This window comes from Streptomyces sp. x-80, from assembly GCF_046549095.1.
Classification (GTDB): domain Bacteria; phylum Actinomycetota; class Actinomycetes; order Streptomycetales; family Streptomycetaceae; genus Streptomyces; species Streptomyces celluloflavus.
On the sequence record NZ_JAJPWM010000007.1, the window covers coordinates 56,478 to 76,852 of the forward strand.

The following is a 20,375-nucleotide window of genomic DNA, read 5'->3' on the forward strand; positions in this document are numbered from 1 at the left end:
GGATACGGCGAGATCAGCCCTCCTGCGGCGAATTCAGGACAAGCGCGCTTACCGTGCGCGTGTTTCCGGGGCGGCGGGGGTAGTGCGGCAAGGACTTCGACCACCCACTCTCCTTGGAGATATCGATGGACAGTGAATTCCGGGTCCGGGAACTGATGCTGGGAATTGAGGGGCTGGCCCTGCTGCGCCATGCGATGAACGGCGACGAGCAGTTCCTGAAAGAGCGGGTGGCGGAGATCCGCGCATTCGCCACCGGGCAGGGCGGTGATCTGCCGGACGGCGGGGCGGCCGTGAGCGAACTCGACGCCGCCGCCGGTTACGCGGCCTGGTCCACCGTCTACGACTCCCTGCCGAACTCCTATATCGAGGTCGAGGAGCCGGTCGTCCACGAACTGCTGGACAAGGGCCCGGTGGGCACCGCCCTCGACGCGGCCTGCGGCACCGGGCGGCAGACGGCGGCGCTCACCGCGCGCGGCTACCGCACGATCGGGGTGGACCAGTCACCGGAAATGCTGGACCGGGCCCGGAAGAACGCCCCGGACGCCGAGTACCGCCGTGGGTTCCTGGAGCAACTGCCGCTGGCCGACGACTCCGTCGACCTCGCGCTCTGCACCCTCGCCATGACCCATCTGCCGGACCTGACCACCGGCGTCGCCGAACTCGCGCGCGTCGTCCGGCCGGGCGGCCGGGTCATCATCTCCGATATGCACCCGTTCGTCATCTCGCTGCAAGGACAGTGCCTCTTCGTGCACGGCTCCGACCAGCTGGCATTCATACGCAATTACGTGCATCTGCCCAGTAGCTATTTGAATGCCTTCGCGGCGGCGGGGCTGACCGTACGGGCCTGTGTCGAACCGGTCTTCAACGGGCGGCTGGCCCCCGGCGGTTACGAGGAGTCCATAGCGGACGCGGCCCGCGCCGCCTGGGACGGCATTCCCCTCGTCATCATCTGGGAAGCCGTCGCCCCGTCCTGACTTTCCCCGTTCCCCGCCCCGGATCGCCGCGAAACGAACAGCAGAGGCCGGACATGACCGTAGAAATGGTGCGCCACTCCGAACGCCCCGAACTCTGGGACCGTATCCCCGAGCTTTTCGCCGGAGTGGTCCCCGAATACAACCTGCACGGCGACATCAACGGAGACTACTGGACACGCCTCTTCGACGAATTTCCGGACCATCAATTCGTCCTCTACGACAAGGAGTGCGACGACATTCTGGGAGCGGGCCGCTCGCTCCCGCGCACCTGGGACGGCACCCCCGAAGGTCTGGGCACCGGGCTCGACGAATCGATCGCCGCGGCCTTCCGCGACCACGACTCCGGAGCCGCGCCCCAGGCCCTGTGTGCCCTCGGCATCGAGATCCCGCGCGCCCACCAGGGAAAGGGCCTGTCGAAGGTCCTGCTGAACCGGATGACGGACGCCGCCCGCGCCGACGGCCTGCGCCATGTGATCGTGCCGGTCCGCCCCACCTGGAAGGACCGCTATCCCCTCGTCCCCGTCGAGCGGTACGCGGCCTGGAAGCGCGCCGACGGTTCGCCCTTCGACCCCTGGATCCGCACCCAGGTACGGCTCGGCGGCGTCATCGCGGCGGCCGTCACGGAGTCCTCCCGCATCACCGGCACGGTGGCCGACTGGGAATCGTGGACCGGAATGGCGTTTCCCGACGACGGGGAGTACGTCTTCCCGGGCGGCCTCGGCACACTGCACATCGACCGCACCCGCGACCGGGGCGCGTACTGGGAACCGTGCGTCTGGATCACCCACGAGGTACGCGCCCGGACGTGAGGTACGTACGCGATCAGACGCGGCGCAGGTGAACCCGTGCGGCCTATGTGATCCCGGGCGGCGGACGTGACCGGACGCGATATACGCGATCACGTCCATACGCGCTCACGCCTGTACACACTCACGCCCGTACGTGATCACGCCCCTCCCGCGTCCCCTCCCTCATCAGGCCCGAGCAGCAGACTCCCGCACCTGATCGCGCTCCAGGCGTACGCCGTGAGCAGTTCGGTATGCGCCGGGAGCATGTCGGGACGCCGTTCGGGGGGCAGCCCCGCCGGCCCGACGGTGGAGACGGCCGCGGCGCGCAGCCGCTCGGCGACGTGGCCGGTGCGGGCACGGGTGCCCGCGCTGTGCGCCGCGTGCCGGCGCGCGGCGTCCTCGGCCTGCCTGCCCAACAGCAGGCAGTGGATCCACAGTTCCTCCGCGAAGGGCGCACCGAAGAGGCGCCCGACCTCCGCCGCGCTCTCCGCGGGGCGCTCGCGCCGCGCGATATCGCGGATCCGCCCCTCGGTGAGCCCGGTGGCGGGCAGGGCCTCCTGCCACCTGAGGTGGCGCCGCGGATCGGCGGCCCGCTCCTGACCGGCCAGGCGCAGATAGCCCTCGCCGTACCGCATGTAGGGGAGCCAGTCCAGTTCCTCCAGGACCCATCCGTGGCAGAGCAGCGGGCGGGCGTCCGTGGCGCCGACCGGGCAGACCGCCCGCCGGACGCCTTGTGACGCATGCCCGTTGATGCTGCTGGTGCCGATGTGCTCCACGACATTGGGTACGGCCAGCAGACCCGCCCGCCCCGCCTTGCGCAGGAAGGCGGCCATCAGCTCGTCGTCGTGCCGCTCCGTACTGTCCCGGGCGAACTCCCGGAACTCCTCGGCCGTCCCGACGGGCAGGCAGATGGCCAGCGTCGGCGCGAACTCCTCCGGCACCGCGCGCACCCAGCCCGCACCCGCCAGCGCGGCCAGCCGGGCGGCGGAGCCGTTGCGCGCGTGCCAGTTCGTGTAGAAGATCAGCGCGTCGTCCGCGAACCGCGTCACGGAACCGGCCACGAGGTCGAGCAGTTCGGGGGGCGCGGCCACATCGTCCTGCACCACCAGGTGGTGGGTCGCCGTGTCGGATACGGCGGACCAGGCCACCAGCGCCGTCCGCAAGGCCGAGGGAGCGCCGTCCGGATCCGGGTCCATGGCCAGCCCCCCGAGACCGAGCCGGGCCGACAACTCCTCGGCCTGGGCCTTGCGCACGGGATGCGTCATGACGGCCGAACTGACCCGAGCTGCGGTCATCGAGGCACTCCTTCACATCGCGGTCAGATCGCGGCCGAATGGCGAGACGCCCTCTGCTCCGCAGCCGGTCACCGGACGGCCCATCGTGGCAGACGCCCCGGCCTGCCCCACCTGCCACAAGGGACAACGGCCGGATCCGGACGGTCGGAAGACCCGAATCCACGGGCTGCCGGCCGGACGCCGCTCACCAGCGCGACGAGCGCCAGGAGGACCGGGCCCGCGGCTCACCGTCGGCAGAGAACCGCACCGCCCGCGCCGGCCGTTCAGCTTCTTCCGGTTCCTCCGGCACCCGCTCCGTACGCGGCGCCTCGCCCTCGTCCGCCGCTCCCGCTCCCCGCACGGCAGCCCAGCCACAGCCGGCCCAGATGACCACGGCCACCACGTAAACCGAGAGCTGGACGACGAGATCCACCGCAAGGAACACCTGCACCGCCATGACGGCCAGGGCGGACAAGACCAACAGAGGTGCGATCAGCACATAGCGCCTGGTGCGGTGCAAGGGACACCCTTCGCCGGAACCGGCCCTGACGCCCTCAGTCTGCGCCGCGCACACCCGGCCGACACCCCTCCGACCCCACCTCGTCGTTTTGGCATATGCCAAGCAAGAGAGCCGCCCGCCGCACGGAACGGAGCCGGAAGCGCACCGGGCGGGCGGATACCGCTCGCCGGCGCCGCACCGCATGCGGACCGCATGAAGGTCCGCGCTCTCGTCGCGCAGCGCGCTATCGGCCCCGGACCGCGGCCGCCACCGTCACCGCGGTCCCGGCGAGGATCGGCGCCAGCATCGCGGCGAACAGCCAGCCGGACACCTCCCGCACGGGCGCGGAGCGCCACAGCACCCCGCAGCCGACCAGAAACGAGATGCCGACGCATGCGTTGAGGACCAGCAGCGCGCGGGCGTTGCGGAGTGCGGAGGCACGGGTGAGGGGCCGCTTCACCCGCCACGGCGGCGACTCTCCGCCGGCGGAGGGCACCGCCCCGCCATCCGGCAGCTCCGCGCGCCGGGCCGCCCGCAGCGTCAGCTCCGCGACACCGGCCAGCAGCAACGTCACCCCGGCATACACGAACACCAGCGCGAAAGCGCTACCGACAGACCGGTCCGTCCAGGCGTCCACGCCGTCGCTACCGATGTGCTCCGGTATCCGGTCCGGCAGGTGCGGATACCGGAGCACCCCCCAGATCGCCAGGGAAGTGATCAGGACGACGCTGGGTGCCAACCACAGCCGTACAGAAGACGACATCACCATGAGGCCGATTGTCCGGCAGGGCACACGGGGCGAGGCGGATGGGGGCCGTATTGGGTCCGCACCGCCTGGGACCGCCGCCGGCCCGGCGGGCAGGGCCGGACGGTGGCGGAGCCGCTCGGCACCCGCACCACCGGCAGATATTCCGGGCGACCGATCCGTCCATCGGGCCGTACGATCACCGGCACAGCCGACAAGACGGACAGATCGAACAGCGGGGCGACGATGAGCAGCGAAGACAGGACCGGAGAAACGGCCGCCGTGCGGCTCGGGCAGGGCACGCCCCTGCCCGACGTACTGGACACCGCCGATCCTGCCGCCTGGATCAGGCTGGACATCGACGTCCGCCACGTGGCCTCGTACCGGCCCGAGTTGATACCGGCGCAGCGGCAGCTCGGCGGCCTGCGTCCGCGCCGCGACCGGAACGCCGCGCTGTCCGAGATCCGTGACCGCGTCGAGCGGCTCGATGAGCCCGGACTCGCGTTCGCCCTGTGCCACCGGAACGGCACCGTACGCAAGGCGGCCCTGAGCCGCGCGGCGGAGTACCCGGCACTCGTTCCCCTGATCGTCCTCCGCGGTGCCGACTGGGCGCCACCGGTACGCGATCGGGCGCAGCACCTGCTGCGGGACATACTGCCCCGCCTCACCACCGAAGAGACCGCCACCCTGGCGCCACTGCTGCTGCGCGTGGGCGACCGGGACCGCGGTGCGTTCGGCGTCGAACTGCTGCGGGAGACCCTGCGCCAGGCACCGCACCGGCGACTCGCGCCGCTGCTCGCGCACGCGGACCGCGCCGTCCGCCGCTTCGCCCACCGCATCGCCGTGGACGAGCAGGTGCTCACCCCCGCCGAACTGGCCCGTACGGCCGCCGGCGACCCCGACACGGCCGTGCAGAACCTGTGCGCCGAGGCGGCGCTCGCGAGGATGGGGGCGGACGAGTACGCGGACGTGCTCGACGCCCTGCTCACCGCGCGCAACCCACGCACCCGCTCGGCCGGAGTCACCGCGCTGCGGCCGGCGGGGCGGCCGGCGGCGGCACAGCCGTTTCTCACCGACCGCTCCGCTCTCGTACGGGCCTGCGCCCGCTACGTCCTGCGGCAGTACGGAACCGACCCCCTCCCGCTCTACCGGTCCTGGTGCGCGCATCCCGACGATGCGGCGCTGCCACCCGGTGCGCCCATCGGGCTGGCCGAATGCGGCACGCGCGCGGACGCCGAGTTGCTGTGGCCGCTGATCACGCACCCGGCGTCCGGGGTCCGGGCCCGCGCGGTGGCCGGACTGCGCACCCTGGACGTGACGGACACGGATCGTCTGCGGCCGCTCCTCGAAGACCCCGCCCCGGCCGTCGCGCGCGAGACCGCCACCGCGCTTCTCCCCTCGGCGGACCGGCTGTCCGTGCCGTGGCTGCGGCAGCTCCTCGCTCCGCACCGGCCACGGCACACCAGGCTCGCCGCATTCCGGCTGCTCGACGCTCAGGGCGGCATCCTGCAACTTCGTACCGCGGTGGGCCTCCTGGACGACGCGGACGGCAAACTCCGCACCTGGGCCGAGCAGTCCGTCCGTCGCTGGCTGCCGCCCCACGGCGTACCACGCGGTGACGCGGAGGCGGCGGCGCTGCTGGACCGCTGCGAGCACCTGATCGGCGCCTATGTCCTGTGGCGGCACAAGCGGGAGTTGGGCATCGCCGGCTGAGGCGCCTCTCGCCGGACCGGTGCGGCGACAGCGGCTCCCTGGACAAGCACTGAGGGACCGGTCCGGTCCGGGCCGCGCGGTGGTACGGACCCGGTCCTGCCCCAGGACCGGGCACCCGGAACGGAGCCTCGACGCCTCCCGCTGTCCCGCTGCCCCGCTGTCCTGCTGTCCTGCTGGCGAGGTGTGTCGGGGTGCTGTCGGTACGGGCAGGCGCTCTGTCGGCGGTGTGTCGGTAGTGGCCGCGATCTTTGGGGAGGGGCGGACGCCGTGGTGACCGCGGCGGCGCCCCTGCCGTAATCGTCCGGTCGTCCGAGAACCAGGAGTCACTGTCATGCCAATCGAACCCCACACCGGATCCTGGGACGTGCACCGGCTGCCGCGGGCCGCGGGCCAGACCTTTCTGGTCACCGGCGGCAACGCGGGGATCGGCTACTTCGTCGCGGAGCAGCTGGCCGGAACCGGGGCAACTGTCGTCCTGGGCTGCCGGGACCTCACCAAGGCCGAGTCCGCCATGGCGTCGATCCGCTCTCGCGTCCCCGGCGCGCGGGTACGTCACCTCCGGCTCGACCTCGCCGATCTGCCGTCTCTGAAGGCCGCTGTGGACACGCTGGGCCTGTCTCGTCTCGACGCGGTGGTACACAACGCCGGAGTAGCACTGGACGAGCCCCCGCGTCGCGTGACCAAGGATGGCCACGAGCTGATGTTCGGCACCAATCACCTCGGGCATTTCGCGCTGACCAGGTGGCTGGCGCCGCTCCTGTCGGCCGCGCCGGCCGGCCGTGTCGTGACGGTCGGCAGCTTCGTGGCGAAGTCCGAGCAACTGGATCTGGACGATCTCCAGTCCCGCACGGACTACCAGCCGAAGCGCACCTACGGACGGTCGAAGCTGGCGCAGATGTACTTCGGCTTCGCACTGGACCGCCGCCTGCGGGCCGCCGGCAGCACGGTACGGAGCGTGGTGGTCCACCCCGGCGGCGCACTGGACTCCCTCACCCCCGCACGTCCGCCGGTGCATGCGCGGACTTCCGCGGAGCGGCTGCGGGGCCTGCCCGCCGGCCTTCTCCTCCAGGGCAAGGAGGCCGGTGCCTGGCCCGCGGTACGGGCCGTCCTCGATCCGGGAGCGGCCGGCGGGCAATTGTGGGGGCCACGGGCCTTCGGCCTGCGTGGCAGGCCCCGCCTCGAACCCGTCCGGGGCCACCTGGCCGACGCGGCTGTCGCGGCACGCCTGTGGGACGCCAGCGCCGACCTGGCCGACGTGGACCCGGACCTCGGCCTCGGTCTCGGCCTCGGATAGGCGGCATCCGGCGGGCATCGTTTCAGTGGCCGGAACGGGCCTGCCCCTGAGGGCGGACAGCGCATCGTCCCGTACGAGCGGATCGTCCCCGGGGCAGGCCGTACGAGCGGATCGCCGTACGAGCGGCTCGCCGTCCGCCGCGACGGCGGTGACCAGGACGTGGTGACCCGCCGGTCCGCCCCCCTTCCCCAGCTCTTCACGTCCCGGGCACTGACCACACCACGCGAGGCCCTCTACCCTGACTTCGCCCCACACCGCTCCACCGCGCTCCGCCTCGCACCGCTCCGTAACACCCCACGACAACGGAGGCCCGCAGTGCACAGCAGATTCCGCAGTCACCCCCACCGCACCCGCACCGCCCTCGTGTCCGCGCTCGGCCTGGCCGCGGCATGGGCGGGCATCGGCGGCGCGGCACCGGCGCACGCCGCGAGCGTCCCCGCTCCCGACCACGTCATCGTCGTGATGCTGGAGAACCACGGTTACGACCAGGTCATCGGCAGTTCGGACGCCCCGTACATCAACTCCCTGGTGAACGGCGGCGCGAACCTCACCGCCATGCGCGCCGAGACGCACCCGAGCCAGCCCAACTACTACGCCCTGTTCTCCGGCGACACCCAGGACATCACCGACGACTCGTGCATCACCCCGGGCTTCAGCTCGGCGGAGAACCTCGGCTCGGAACTGATCGCGGCGGGCAAGAGCTGGGCCAGCTACAACGAAAGCCTGCCGAGCACGGGCTCCACGGTCTGCAAGAAGGGCAGGTACGCGCAGAAGCACAACCCGTGGTTCGGTTTCGACAATGTCCCGGTCTCCACCGCGAAGACATTCGACCAATTCCCCACGGATTACGCGAAGCTGCCACAGGTGTCTTTCGTCATCCCGAACCTGGACAACGATATGCACGACGGCACGGTCCAGGACGGCGACACCTGGCTGAAGGACAACCTCGGCGCGTACGCGACCTGGGCCGCAACCCACAACAGCGTCCTGGCCATCACCTTCGACGAGGACGAGGGCACCACCGAGAACACGATCCCCACCGTCCTCTACGGCCAGCCGGTCACCGCCGGCAGCACCTCATCCGCCACGTACGACCACTACAGCCTCCTGCGCACCATCGAGGACATGTACGGCCTCCCCCACGCCGGAAGCGCCGCCTCAGCAACAGACATCACCGGCATCTGGGCAACGGGCTGAGCCCCGGCGGCGCCCGGACACCGGACACCGGACACCGGATGTCGAACGCCGGATGTCGGATGTCGGACGCCGTAGGCACACGAGCACACTGGCCACCCGCAACGCCCGCGCGCACGCTTCCCACCGCCGCCCTCTTCACCCTCACACGCTCCGCGTCACCACACCTCTCCGGCCATAGGCGCCCACCAATCCCCGCACCTCCTGCCGGCCCCGGCGCCGACACCGACACCGACACCGACGAACGAGCTCCGGACGAGGGACGGCAGAAGGCCGCGGCCCCCACCAGTGCCACCTGATCCCAGACTGAGGCCGAACCGAAGGCCGCCACGACATCCGTGGCGGCCTTCGGTCTCTCTCCGCCCAACACGACCACGGCCCCGCGGAGTACGAGGGGGCGGCTCCCAGAACTGACGGATCACTTCTGGGCTGCGCCGGTTGAAGGTCAGGCGAGGGCCACAGGCCACAGCGCAGCTCCGTCCCCGCCCCGCCCCTGCCCTGGCGAAAGCCCGGAGGCTAGTCGGCGGGTCCCATCACCGCCACGGTCACGCCCAGGCCGATCATCGCGAAGCCGCCCGCCCCGCCGACCATCGACATGCGGCGGTCCGAGCGGGCGAACCAGGAGCGGGCCGCCGAGGCACCAAGGCCCCACAGGCTGTCCGTGATCAGGCCGATGCCGACCGGGACCAGCCCCAACACCATCATCTGGAGCGGGACATGGCCCGCCGACTGGTTCACGAACTGCGGCAGCACCGCCGCGAAGAAGACGAAGCCCTTCGGGTTGGTGACGCCCACGAAAATACCGTCCAGGACGGTGCGCAGATCGCCACGCCGGTCACCCGCCGGGGCCTCCATATCGGCCACGCGCATCTCCTTACGGTGCCGGAACGCCTGCACACCGAGGTAGACGAGATACGCCGCTCCAGCCAGCTTCACACCCGTGAACACCGCCACCGAACTCTCCACCACCGCACCGAGGCCCCATGCCACAGCGGTCACCAGGAGGTACGTACCGACCTGGTTGCCGAGGGCCGTCGCGAGCGCCGTGCGGCGGCCATGCGCAAGAGCTCTGCCGATCACGAACAGCACGCTCGGCCCCGGAACCGCGATCACCAGTAGCGACATCGCCGCGAACGCGAGAATGCTCTCCGTGGACACCATGTGCCCACCACCTCCTGGATTGTTTCCGGAGGTCATACAAACAGACGGCAGACCGCCCACTCCAGGCTCGTCCACCCGTCAATTCCAACGGGCACCGATGGACCAGCCCAGTCCTCTGGGAACGACGACGGCGCCCCCAACGGTGGGACGGACGAGGGCGCGGGGGCCCAGCGCGTAGAGGCCACCACTGACAACACGACTTGGCCTGCGGAAACACCCAGAACCTGAGAAGCCATGACCCCCACAGGGGCGGGGCAACGCCGAAGCCAAGGCGGGTTTCCACGCCCCTCCGGACGATCCCCGCGGGTGCGGGCGCGGGGCAACGACGTGCCGGAGATCCCGTGCACGTCCTCGCTCGGATCATCCCTGCGGGCGCAGGGGCAGCCTCAAGTTCGTCGGCGCCAAGATCGCCACCGTCGGATCATCCCCGTCGGCGCGAGGTCGACCAGTGTCTCGTGATCCTGTTTGTGTCACTTCGAGCTATTTGCAACGAGTTTCTTGACGTCGGTCTGGACGACGCGGACCTTGGCCAAGATCTCTTCGATGGTTGCGGTCCAGGTGACGGTCTGGCACCTCAGACACCCCCACAAGCGTCCTGCCGCAGCCCCTGACCACCGAGGCGAGGCCCACCAGCGCGGTCGTACCCCGCTCGGAGAAGGTCGGCCCCGGCGAGACGAGCCGATGCCGCCGGAGAAGCAGCATGAGGCGCCCGAGACGGGTGTGAACGCCGAGGGCGATGAGCCGGACGAGGGACTCCGTCCCGCCGCATGACCTGCGTCCCGACATTGTCCCAACATGCGTGATTGCATGATCAGGCCGGGCCGCCAAGACCCTTCCGTGCTCACCTCTGACCAGCTAGGACGCTGGTCAGATCGTTTCTTCACGATCAGGCTGTGGTGGGGCGGGTGGGACTCGAACCCACGGCCGACGGATTATGAGTCCTTTTAGGATCTTGGCGGCCCATGCCGATCAACGTCCGTCCTTGACGTTTTGCCTGGTCAACCAGGATGAGTCTTGTGGCGGCCTCGTTATCTTTGTCGGTCTCTTCCTATCCTTGCGTCCCGACACCGTCCCGACACCGTCCCGATTGGACGGGGAACAGCGGGCTGTCGAGGAATCGCGCCAGCTTGGAGCCCTGCTTCGAACCTGCCCGCAGCGGATTCCCGTTCCAACGCACAGAGGCTCCGCCCCTGATTCCGGGGCGGAGCCTCTGTGGCCAGTTCCGCAGGCCAGACGTTGCTTCGTCAGCCTATCCGGTCCGACCGCCCTGCTCCAGGGGAACTTTCGCGCACTGGAGCGACGCGGCTTGGGGCGTGCCGTATACAGGATGAACCCTCCGCCGGATGCTTCTCCGGCCTAGGGCCTGTCCGATGGTTCGTGGCGAGACGCGGCAGAGTTCGGGGGCGTGTTACTGAGTGTTCTTGTTGGCCAGTTGAGCGTGCAGCCGGACCTGGCGGCCGGTGCCACCGCACCCGCCCTCACCGAATGCAACCGCACGCCCTCCCAATGCCCCGCGCTCCCGTCGCTGGGGCCCTGGCCTGCCATGTCGCCTGGCGGCTACGTTGGCGACCGGGCGCGGCGTCCGCGGGAGAACGCCGGTGACGGGGGTCGGTAGAGAACGTCGCCCCCTCGGTCCCGGAGCGTGTTTCGGGTGTGTGTTCGCCTATGTTCGTCAGCTTGGCGGCCTGACGCCGCTGTTCCGCCATCGCAAGGTCGAGGGTCCGAACCGCCGGTCACCCGGAGGTATCGGTGCCTGTGGACGGGAGCTGACTGCTCTGTTCGTCGTGTCCACTGTGATGTCGAAGGGGAAGTCCATGACTCTGTCATCAGCACGCCGCCGTCTGTCGGCGGTCACCGGTGCTCTGGCCCTGGCCGGAAGCAGCGTCCTCGCTACCGCGCCGTTCACCCCCGCCGCCGCCGCCCCTGTCCAGGCGACCCGGGTATCCGCCCTGGCCACTTCGGAGTTGTTCCAGACGCCTGGCGCGGGCAGTGTGCAGATCCCCGCCGGGATCACCGTCGTCACCGCCACGCTCTGGGGCGGCGGCGGAGGAGGCGGAGGAGGCTCCGACCTGATCGACACCGGCTCTCCCTACAGCACGGCCGGTGGTGGCGGCGGTGGCGGAGGCGGAGCGGCCGCGTTCAGCTGCCGTATCACCCTGCCCGCTCACACCTCCCCGGTGACGCTGCCGTTCTTCGTCGCCAGCGGCGGACAGGGCGCCACCGGCGGGCCCAGCGACGGCTACGGGCAGGGCGGCGCGGGCGGTACCGGCAACGGCACCGACGGCAACGGCCATGCCGGAACGACCGGGTCCTACCGCGCCGGCGGGGGCGGCGGGGGCGGCGCGACCACTACGCTCGGCGATCCCGTCGCCGGCCCGGTCTGGATGCTCGTCGGCGGCGGTGGGGGCGGTGGAGGCGGTGCCTACGCGGGTCAGCAACGAGGCGAAGGCCATGGTGGGAACGGCAGCGGCAGCATCATTCCCGCAGAAGGCGGAGCCGGAGGCGGTGACGGTATCCCGGTGCTTCTTCCCGGTGTGGGCGGTTTCGGCGGCACCCCCGGGCTCGTGGTCGAGTGCATTGCCGTGTCGAGCGGCACACAGGTCCAGTTTCTCCCGAGCGGCAACATCGGCGGCTACGGCGCCACCGGCGGCCACGTCACCTCCGGGCCTGCGGGCGGCGGCGCCGGCGGCAGTGGCGAGACCATCGCCGGCAACACCTACGGGGCCGGCGGACGCGGCGGAGACAGCGCCCTCGGCGGGGGAAGCACCGGCCAAGCGGGCGCGAACGGAACCGTGCTCATCCAGTACTGACACCCAGCGGGCCACTGGGGTGCCCCGGCCGGCCGGGGCACCCGCAACCGTCCAGGCCGCAAGTTCCCGCTCACCGGGAAAGCGGCATCGAGCCAACAGAGCCAGGAACACCCCACCCAAGGCCACCGCAGACACGTTGGCCTACGGCGCGGATGCCGTTACAAGGCGTAGGACGCGTGCGGCTGCGTCCAGTGAGGCCGTGAGTGAGATCTGTTGCAGCGCGCCGCCCACGCGCCACCTCCGCAGACACCTGCTGCGGGCCACGACGGCACCGCACCCCCACACTGCACGGAACGACCCGCTGCTACGCCAGTCACAGGACCCATCAGACAGACCCTAGTGCCGGTTGAAGGGCAGTTCCGCGTAGAGGCACAGCGACCCGCCAGCATCGGACTACGTTTCGGGCTATGTCGCCATTGCGTGGGCCCACCAGTCTGCGTCGCGCGGGAAGAGGTAGTGGCGTTGGCGGGTGACGGCTCCGGCGTCGTTGGTCATGGCACTCCGGGAGGGGCGCGGCGTGGCCGCGCCCCTTGCCGAGTCGTACGGGTCAGTTGGTGCTGGCCTTGGGGCGCCGCTTGGCCGTGCGCTTGCGCGGACGCCGACTCGCGGTGGGTCCGGGCTGCTCATCGGCTTGGCCGCTGATCGTGTCTGCTTGGGCCGGTTCGGACTCACGTGGCGGCTCGGCCTCTGCATCTGGTTCCGGCTCGGCGTCCGCTTCGTTCGCAACCTCGACGAGATCGGGCTCGCGCTCGCCATCCGGCCCGGCCGCCGACTCCGGCTCGGGCCCGTCTTCCTCGCCGGTGTCGGTGGCCGGCAAGGTGTCGCGCTCGGCAGTGACGGCCGCGAGGGCGTTGTCGAAGAGGTCTACCCATGGCCGGTGGCCGACATAGAGGGGTTTGTGCTCGAAGGCCGGGAGGAGGTCTTCGAGAGCGCGCAGGATGATGACTGCCGGTTCCTCCTCTTCATCGGTGACGAGGGTGGTTGCCTTGTTGTAGCGGTGGCCTTCGGGAAGGCGCGCGGCGATGCGCGCCTCGTGAGCGGCGTGTTCAGCGGGGGTGGCACCGGTGGGGAGTGTGGGCGCAGCGTTGCCGGTGATCCACAGCTGAACGGTCACCCCGCCGAAGATGGGGCGGAAGCCGATGGCTCGCCCATCGCTGTAGATCAGGTGGGCTGCGCCGTCGGCGGGCGCTTCGGGGTCGAGGGTCCAGTCTCCTCCGAGGCTCTGGGCGAGGGTGGCCGCCGCTTCTCGGACTGCGGCGTCGGTAATGAGCATGGGCGTGTCTCCAAGAGGTCTGCTGGTGGGACGTCGGGCCCGCCCCCGCGGGGGGCGGGCCCGGTGGTGCTATGCGGGGCGCACCTCGTCGCCGTCGCCCAGGAGCATCGAGAGGGTGGAGCCGTTGTCCCAAGCGACGTAGAGCTGGGCGAGGTTGGCGTCGTACCGCTTGACGGCGCCTTCGTCCCCTTCGGTGAAGTCGGTGTGCGAGTCGGTGGTGTGGACGAGCGCGATGCGGTCGCCCCTCTTGTAGGTCATCGAAACCCCTTTCCCTTACTTCTATTCTATATGCATTCAGGGGAGGGTCAAGATCACCAGCAAGAGGCTTTGAGGCATCTGCCCTGGTCAGGCCGCTGCGTCACGCACCAGGGCCTCGACCTTCCGGATCGCTGCGAGGAAGGCGGCCTGCGAGTGCAGCTCTTCACGCCGCTCCAGGGACTCGCGAGCCTGCTGGGCGGCCTTCGCGGACAGGTTTCCCTCGTGGAGGGTGTCGCCGCAGGCGATCAGGACGTGCGGCCCGAGGTCCCAGAGGATCGCGTTGACGGCGGCCCCGGCTGCCGCGAGTTCGTCAATGTCCGCCAGCGACCATCCAAAGTCGTGTGGGTCGATGCTCATTGCCCGCATGACCTGCACGGTCGCGCGATACATCCCACCGGTGCCGCCGGCAGGCTCGTCGAACTTCATCCCGGGCTGGAGCGACATGCCTTCGAGCAGCATCCGCGCCATCAGTTCGGCGACTTCCGGGGGCGTGTGGAACTCCGAGAGCGCGTCGTGGGCGCCTTGCGAGCGCATGACGGTGAGCAGCGCACCTATCACGTCCGTGGTGGAGCGAGAGTACGGATCGCTGCTGCCGGTCAGGTGCAGCAGCCCTCTGGTGAGAGCCGCTTCGACCACAGCCCTGACGGCGAGGGCGCGCTTCGGGCCAGGCTTCTCGTCGTCGACCCACTTATGGAGTGGCGTGGCCCGGTCGATCAGATCTGGGCGCACGATCCACCAGCGCGCCCAGCATTCGCGGAACGCGGTGAGGAGCTGGCTATCGTCGAGGCTGAGCCACCAGTCGGCAGCGAGGTAGGCGTCTGGGCCGCGCAGGGGCCACAGAGCGAGGGTGGCCACCACTCCGATCGGGATTTCGATGTCGGCCCCGCCTTGGGCGTGGTGCCAGGCGTAGCTGACGGCCTCGGCGATCTCGAACGCGGTCTCGTGCGGGTTCCTCTGCGAGGGACGATAGTGGGCCAGCTTGGGTTTGACCGTGGCCAGCCTGGGGCGGGGCTGGGCGGAGATAGTGACGGGATCCGGCGCTGGCGGAAGATCGGTGAGGTACCTGCGGGGTGTCGCCGCGGGGGCGGGCGGTTCGTCGGGGGCGTCGGCGAACAGGTCGAGCTGGCTCATGCTGCTTCTCCTGGATCGGTGGGTGTTGGACGCGATGCCCCGCGGCGGCCCGAGAGGGTGCGAGCCGCCACGGAACGGCATCAGCGGACTGCGCGCTGGTTTCGCCGGAGCTCGGGGGGATCCGGTTCGCGGTAAGTGACCCACCACCGCTGTTGGGTTGGACTGATCACGGCTCTCCTTCGGGGTGTCGTGGCGCTGGCGGGCGTGTCAACCCTGGGCATTCGGCTGGGGGTAGTGGGCGATGACTTCCGCGATCTCGCGGGCGATGTGTTCCATGAGGGTGCGGATGTGCTCTCTGTCGCCCTCCAGGTACAGGGCCAGGTCGAGGACCTGGGGGGCGGCGGCGTAGTCGAGGAGCTGCCGGTACTGCTCGACGGTGAGCGTCACGAGGTCGTCCGGGCGCAGCGCCCAGGACGCGATCGCGGCGTTGTCAGCGAGGCGCACGGCGGCCCGGAGGGTGACGTCGTCGGGCGAACGAGTGAGGATGATCAGGAACATGGCGCCGAAGTGGTGTTCCGGTGTGTCGATGACCGGTATCTGTGGGCGGGCGGGCATGGCTGCCTCCGGTTGAAGGTGGGCGAACCACTCCCGAATGCTTCTTTTCTATGTGCATTCGGGGTGTGGTGCGGCCCTCGCGAGAGCAAATACGGGGGGGGTTAGCTCTGGGGGAAGTCCACGACCAGAGCCGTGGCGTTGTCGGGGGCGTCATCCAATCCGGCAGCCTTCATCGCGCCCTCGACGCACCTAATGGCCGCGCTCTTCGCGTCTGCGGCGAGGCCGAGGCTGTCGCCGACCCCGCACCCCCGCTCCCCCAAGGGCGCGTAGGCGCCGTCGGTGCACAGCAGCAGTCGGCGGGCGTACTTACGCTCGACGTATCCTGCGGCGATCGGGCCCTGCATCAGGCAGGAGGCGATGAAGTTCCAGTCGCGCCGACCGGGGACGCGGTCGCGCCCCTCCTCTGCGAGGTTGCGGTCCCGGGTGAGGGGGACCGTCACACCGGTCGGAGTCAGCCGGTAGGCCCGCGCGTCACCGCACCAGGCAAAGCGGATGAGGGGCGATCGATAGTCGTCCACCGCAACGACAGCAGTCGCGCTCGGCGCAATCGGGTCGGTACCCCAGTGGTTCTCGATCCTCGCTTGGACGCGCACTGCCGCGAGGGCACGGGCGGGGTCGCCATACGTGGTTGCCATGCGGGCGATGCGCGGTGCGACTCTGCGGGCGAAGCGGTGGGATTCGAGGCTGTCACCGACGCCATCGAGCACGACGAAGGCCCAATGGCCTCTGACCTTGTCCCGCGAGATTGCGTAGGCGTCGCACTGATAGGCGCGTCCACCGCGGCGCTGCGCCACGCTTACACCGAACGGAACGGTGAAGGCGCCCGCGCGCGGGCGCGAGGCGCGACGGACGGCTTCGGCGCTCGGTATGGGCAGCGAGGTGAAGTCGCCGGCGCGGTCGGCCGGTCCGGTAATGACGACTGGACCGCGCAGGATGGGCGGGCAGCTTCCGCCGGTGACGCTCACCCATACCTGCTGGGCGATGTCGTTGACCGTCTCCCGATTCTGGCCGGCGTGGACGACCGCCTTGCGGCCAAGCGAGTAGGGTCGCGCGCCGTCAACATGCAAGCTGATGCCGCGCAGTTGGTCGGCTCGGCGGGAGTCGAGGATGATCTCCTCGATCTGGCCGTCGGGATGGATGAGCAGTGCAGGGGTTGTGGCGATCACTGAAGCGGTCCAATCGTGCGCGGGGTCAGACCCCGGGGGTTGGAAGGCGGAGGGAAGGGCGCGGGGGCTGGCCAGCCGAGCGGGGGGCGTGACACGTATGGGCTCCTTGGCGTAGGTCCGCCCGGTGGCCGAGTTGCAATGTCATCGGCCGCCGGGCGGAGTTCGGGTGGGGCTTCCCCCTCTTGATGCTTCTATTCTATATGCATTAGGAGGGTTTGCGGGATTTTAGGCGAAATTCCTGGTTAAGCGCCTGAGTTATTTCCGCAGCTCAGCGGGAGGTGTGTCATCCGTTGCGAGTTCCCGTATGTGGAGGACAAGGCGCGACCCTCTGACCACGTGCCCGAGCCTCATATCCGGACCGACGACTCGCGTGTGGTCGTCGTCGTCCAGGACTCCTTGGTCCACGAGTCCGTCCACGCACGCCTTGAAGCTGGGATACCAGTTGGCCGGGTCGCGCCGCTGCCGGTCCTCGGGGTGCAGCACGCCGACGATGTGAGCCCTCTCCAGATGCGGCACTGCCCGCGAAGCCGCCCAGGCGGCTCGCCGCAGGACTCTGGTGATGTCGGCGCGACTGTGGTGGTGGAGCCGCTGGTTGGAGTTGAGGAGCAGCAGCCGCGGGGGCAGCGCCACGCGGAAGCGGCGCCCCGGCATCCCGTCGAACCATTCCGTCGTCTCGGCAGCGGCTTCTCCGCGTTGGACCAGCGCCGGCGGCTTGGTCACCGCGGGCACGTCCTCGGGCGCGTATCCGCTCTTGCGTCTGCTTCCCGTCCCGGTGACCGCCGTGGGGTGCAAGCTCGACACGAGGATGAGGCGTTGGCGAAGCCCGGTGGCCACGTCGGCGACCAGGGCGCGAGTGTCCCCCTCTTCGTACTCCACGATACGGATGCGAGCGGTGTCCTGCGGGTGGCAGGCCGCGAAGATGCGGCCGGTTCGTATGTGGGTCATGAGCGGTCCCGGTTCACCAGTGCGTCGACGGCCCTGACGGCGACGGCCGCAGGCCAGAAGACGATGACGACAGCGAGGTACAGCGCCACGGCGACGGGCATCAGTTGCGCGGCCAGGCGCAGCAGCGGTTCGTCGGCGAGCAGCACGGTGAGTGCGGCAGTCAGGATGACCGCCCCGGCCAGCCAGCCGAGGAGGACGAGCGCGCAGAGCAGTCCGGTCACGACCCGCTCTCCTGGTCCGGCTCCACGGGGACGATCCTCAGCACGCCGGCTCGGGCGAGTCGAAGCGCCAGGGAGGTCACCCGCCCCTTGGGGTGGTTGGCGAACCCCTCGCAGATGGCGGGCGTGTCCGTGCCGAGCGTCTTGTGGCAGACGATGTGCCCTTCGTTCGCCACGGCCTTCTTGACCAGGCCCGCGACCCGGCCCTGCTCCAGGTTCATGAGGTTGCCCGGCCGGAAGATGCACGTCGAGCAGCGGTGTGCGCACACCCGGACGCTCCAGGTCGCCGGGTCGGCGACGTCATCGCGCAGCCCGTCCGCCGAGTATGTGGTGGCGCCGTTCACCGGTCAGCCCCCGGCGTGGCCGCGATCACGGCTTCCCCGGTCGCGGCGAGAAGCGTGTGCATGCACGCGGGCCAGAGGTCCGGGTCATCGGACCTGTAGGCGGCGTCGTAGAGAGCCAGCGTGGTGTCCGTGTCGTCGTTGAGGTAGGCGGCGATGAAGCGCGCGGCGAACAGGTGATGCGGGGGGACGGTGTCCTCCGGCCGCGACCCGTCAGCAGTCCTGATCCCCCAGAAGCAGGCGTGGCCATGACTTCCGTGCATCTTCGTCAGCGCGGCCTTGGCGACGGTGGCGATGCCCAAGGCCACCCCATACATCATCGACGGCGTCTGCGTCTCCGACAGCGTGGCGAGGATCTGCACGGACTCCTCGCGCCGCCCCTCCACCCAGCGTCCGACCGCTTCCCAGACTCGCTCGGCTATCTCCTCGCACATCAGCACACCTCTTCGTTCATCAGCTCGTCGCGGTCGACGGTGGTCGCTTCTCGTTCGTCGGGCAGCATGGGCGCCGCCTGGTGCGCTCGTCGGAGCTCGGCCAGGGGCAGTGGGCGGGCAACGCCCTTGCGTCGTTGCCGAAGGATCGTGACGGGCCCCAGCAGCCGGCGCAGGTCCTCTTCCTGCACCTCGGCGTAGGCGTACCGGTCGGGCATGACGTCGAGAAGGTGCCTCCACTGACGCATCCCCGTCCGGACGCATGTCCCCCCGCAGTTGTTGTGGGAGAAGCCCAGCTCGTACAGGCGGGGCCGGGCGACGCCCAGTGCGCGCGCCTCCTGGAACAGTTCGTTCTTGGTGCGCGGAGGTTCCCACTTCGAGCACAGGGGGAAGCGGGTGCGCCAGGACTTCCAGGCGCGGGCGATGGCGGGTATGCGGGCCCTGTCACGCACCGTGGGTTCGATGCCGACGTACACGAGCGTGTGGGCGGGAGCCCCGTGCTCTTCCATCCACGCGCTGCACGGAATCTGCTTCAACGCCCGTGTGCCTGGCGCGAGTCGGCCGTTCCCGAGGAACTTCTTGTCTCGGAATACCTGCCAGGGCGTGCGCCCGTCCGCCACCTTGGTCAGCGGCACCCCCAGCAGACGGCTGGTGTCGTCAGCGAATCTCCACAGGTCGTCATCCTCAATGCCCGTGTCGGCGATGAGGAGGGTGAGGTCGTCGGTTCCGTGCTTCTCGGCGACGCGCACGGCGGCTGCGAAGCTGCCGATGCCGCCGCTGAACTGCACGACGTGAGCGATCACTTTGCGCTCCGGGTTTGGGCCGCCCCGGGTCCCTCCCGGGGCGACAACGGCGTGCAGGTCAGGTGCGAGGCGTCTTCGGGGCCTTCTTGATGGCGCTGCCCTCTTCCGGGAGCGACTTGGTGCCGTCGACCAGGGCCTTGAAGGACGCTCCGGGGCGGAATCGGACCGCCCGGGTGGCCTCCACCTTCACCCGCTCTCCCGTCAGCGGGTTGTGCGCGAGTCGCGCCGGACGCTCCACGGGTGCGATCGAGCCGAAGCCGGTCACGCTGACCCGCTTCCCCTCGGTCACCGCGCGGACGATCGAGTCGAAGACCGCTTCCACCGCCTCTGCGGCGACGGTCCGGGAGCCGATCTTGGCGGCGACGTCCTCGATGAGGAGCTTCTTGTTCATGACTGTCCTTCTGTGGGTTGGGGTGGGAAGCGGCCGAGATCAGGCGGCGGGCTCGCCGAGAGCCAACACCCAGTGGTTGGCGGCTCGGGGTGCGTGCGGTACGTAGGCGACGGCCTCGACGGGGATGTCCGCGTAGCTGCCGTAGGTGCGGCAGCACGGGTTGCCCTGGGCAGTCGTGGCCGGGTTGGTGTGGGAGTCCGGGTCGTTGCTGCCGATCAGGTGCACCCACCGCTCGTAGACGCCCTCCCGGGGCCGGTGCATGTGCAGCCGGACGCCCATGCCGTAGTCCACGCCGTCGTAGAAGATGGCGGCGAACTCGATGCCCGGCGCGGGCAGGTCTGGGTTGAGCTGTGCGATGAGCGCCACGGCCGCGATGGGGCCGAGGAGTTCGCGCATCGATCGGTTGTTCAT

General features: G+C 70.0%; 22 protein-coding genes. 6 read left to right on the forward strand and 16 right to left on the reverse strand.

From position 1 onward, the window contains the following. Positions 1-125 precede the first annotated feature (125 nt). Together ACLJWH_RS15455 and ACLJWH_RS15460 are read left to right on the forward strand one after the other, a co-directional pair. Complete coding sequence (locus ACLJWH_RS15455; protein WP_411142273.1) at positions 126-974, forward strand: class I SAM-dependent methyltransferase; 849 nt, start codon at positions 126-128, stop codon at positions 972-974. 53 nt (positions 975-1,027) lie between these two features. Beyond that, positions 1,028-1,783 (forward strand): N-acetyltransferase, encoded by a 756-nt coding sequence (locus tag ACLJWH_RS15460; protein WP_411142274.1) that lies wholly within the window; start codon positions 1,028-1,030, stop codon positions 1,781-1,783. Positions 1,784-1,920: 137 nt separating this feature from the next. On the opposite strand, the gene ACLJWH_RS15465 is transcribed toward ACLJWH_RS15460, so the two are convergent. The 3 genes from ACLJWH_RS15465 to ACLJWH_RS15475 form a co-directional block, all read right to left on the reverse strand. Further along, a complete protein-coding gene (locus ACLJWH_RS15465) occupies positions 1,921-3,057 on the reverse strand; it encodes a hypothetical protein (RefSeq protein ID WP_411142275.1) in 1,137 nt (378 codons plus the stop codon). Between the two features lie 184 nt (positions 3,058-3,241). Then, the gene (locus ACLJWH_RS15470; protein ID WP_411142276.1) at positions 3,242-3,556 is read right to left on the reverse strand and encodes a hypothetical protein; all 315 of its coding nucleotides are present in this window, start codon (positions 3,554-3,556) and stop codon (positions 3,242-3,244) included. A 223-nt stretch (positions 3,557-3,779) separates the two neighbouring features. Further along, positions 3,780-4,304, reverse strand: coding sequence for a DUF1648 domain-containing protein (locus ACLJWH_RS15475; RefSeq protein ID WP_411142277.1), 525 nt, complete (start codon positions 4,302-4,304; stop codon positions 3,780-3,782). Between the two features lie 222 nt (positions 4,305-4,526). On the opposite strand from ACLJWH_RS15475, the gene ACLJWH_RS15480 reads away from it, so the two are divergent. The 3 genes from ACLJWH_RS15480 to ACLJWH_RS15490 all read left to right on the forward strand — a co-directional run bounded on the left by ACLJWH_RS15480 (position 4,527) and on the right by ACLJWH_RS15490 (position 8,484). Continuing rightward, on the forward strand, positions 4,527-5,993 hold the full coding sequence (locus ACLJWH_RS15480) for a HEAT repeat domain-containing protein (RefSeq protein WP_411142278.1): 1,467 nt from the start codon (positions 4,527-4,529) through the stop codon (positions 5,991-5,993). 331 nt (positions 5,994-6,324) lie between these two features. Next, entirely contained in the window at positions 6,325-7,287 is a 963-nt protein-coding gene (locus ACLJWH_RS15485; RefSeq protein WP_411142279.1) for an SDR family NAD(P)-dependent oxidoreductase, read from the forward strand. A gap of 315 nt (positions 7,288-7,602) precedes the next feature. Further along, entirely contained in the window at positions 7,603-8,484 is an 882-nt protein-coding gene (locus tag ACLJWH_RS15490; RefSeq protein WP_411142280.1) for an alkaline phosphatase family protein, read from the forward strand. Between the two features lie 513 nt (positions 8,485-8,997). On the opposite strand, the gene ACLJWH_RS15495 is transcribed toward ACLJWH_RS15490, so the two are convergent. Further along, positions 8,998-9,642, reverse strand: coding sequence for a LysE family translocator (locus ACLJWH_RS15495; RefSeq protein WP_411142281.1), 645 nt, complete (start codon positions 9,640-9,642; stop codon positions 8,998-9,000). A 1,814-nt stretch (positions 9,643-11,456) separates the two neighbouring features. Here ACLJWH_RS15495 and ACLJWH_RS15500 point away from each other — a divergent pair. Further along, complete coding sequence (locus ACLJWH_RS15500) at positions 11,457-12,452, forward strand: hypothetical protein (RefSeq protein WP_411142282.1); 996 nt, start codon at positions 11,457-11,459, stop codon at positions 12,450-12,452. A 547-nt stretch (positions 12,453-12,999) separates the two neighbouring features. On the opposite strand, the gene ACLJWH_RS15505 is transcribed toward ACLJWH_RS15500, so the two are convergent. From ACLJWH_RS15505 to ACLJWH_RS15560, 12 genes are all read right to left on the reverse strand, one after another. Then, a complete protein-coding gene (locus ACLJWH_RS15505) occupies positions 13,000-13,725 on the reverse strand; it encodes a hypothetical protein (protein WP_411142283.1) in 726 nt (241 codons plus the stop codon). Between the two features lie 69 nt (positions 13,726-13,794). After that, the gene (locus tag ACLJWH_RS15510) at positions 13,795-13,983 is read right to left on the reverse strand and encodes a DUF4314 domain-containing protein (protein WP_411142284.1); all 189 of its coding nucleotides are present in this window, start codon (positions 13,981-13,983) and stop codon (positions 13,795-13,797) included. 87 nt (positions 13,984-14,070) lie between these two features. Then, positions 14,071-15,114: an N-6 DNA methylase gene (locus ACLJWH_RS15515; protein ID WP_411142285.1), complete on the reverse strand. Its 1,044-nt coding sequence runs from the start codon at positions 15,112-15,114 to the stop codon at positions 14,071-14,073. A gap of 207 nt (positions 15,115-15,321) precedes the next feature. Then, positions 15,322-15,669, reverse strand: coding sequence for a hypothetical protein (locus ACLJWH_RS15520; RefSeq protein ID WP_411142286.1), 348 nt, complete (start codon positions 15,667-15,669; stop codon positions 15,322-15,324). A 101-nt stretch (positions 15,670-15,770) separates the two neighbouring features. Then, on the reverse strand, positions 15,771-16,835 hold the full coding sequence (locus tag ACLJWH_RS15525) for a hypothetical protein (protein ID WP_411142287.1): 1,065 nt from the start codon (positions 16,833-16,835) through the stop codon (positions 15,771-15,773). Between the two features lie 255 nt (positions 16,836-17,090). Next, complete coding sequence (locus ACLJWH_RS15530; protein WP_411142288.1) at positions 17,091-17,780, reverse strand: hypothetical protein; 690 nt, start codon at positions 17,778-17,780, stop codon at positions 17,091-17,093. Then, positions 17,777-18,001 (reverse strand): hypothetical protein, encoded by a 225-nt coding sequence (locus ACLJWH_RS15535; RefSeq protein WP_411142289.1) that lies wholly within the window; start codon positions 17,999-18,001, stop codon positions 17,777-17,779. The genes ACLJWH_RS15530 and ACLJWH_RS15535 overlap by 4 nt, the downstream gene beginning before the upstream one ends. Next, the gene (locus ACLJWH_RS15540; RefSeq protein ID WP_411142290.1) at positions 17,998-18,342 is read right to left on the reverse strand and encodes a hypothetical protein; all 345 of its coding nucleotides are present in this window, start codon (positions 18,340-18,342) and stop codon (positions 17,998-18,000) included. Before ACLJWH_RS15540 ends, ACLJWH_RS15535 begins: the two co-directional genes overlap by 4 nt. After that, entirely contained in the window at positions 18,339-18,773 is a 435-nt protein-coding gene (locus tag ACLJWH_RS15545) for a hypothetical protein (protein WP_411142291.1), read from the reverse strand. The genes ACLJWH_RS15540 and ACLJWH_RS15545 overlap by 4 nt, the downstream gene beginning before the upstream one ends. Then, on the reverse strand, positions 18,773-19,573 hold the full coding sequence (locus tag ACLJWH_RS15550; RefSeq protein ID WP_411142292.1) for a hypothetical protein: 801 nt from the start codon (positions 19,571-19,573) through the stop codon (positions 18,773-18,775). Before ACLJWH_RS15550 ends, ACLJWH_RS15545 begins: the two co-directional genes overlap by 1 nt. A 58-nt stretch (positions 19,574-19,631) precedes the next feature. After that, positions 19,632-19,964, reverse strand: a complete 333-nt coding sequence (locus tag ACLJWH_RS15555; RefSeq protein ID WP_411142293.1) for an HU family DNA-binding protein — start codon at positions 19,962-19,964, stop codon at positions 19,632-19,634. A gap of 39 nt (positions 19,965-20,003) precedes the next feature. Next, positions 20,004-20,375: a hypothetical protein gene (locus ACLJWH_RS15560; protein WP_411142294.1), complete on the reverse strand. Its 372-nt coding sequence runs from the start codon at positions 20,373-20,375 to the stop codon at positions 20,004-20,006.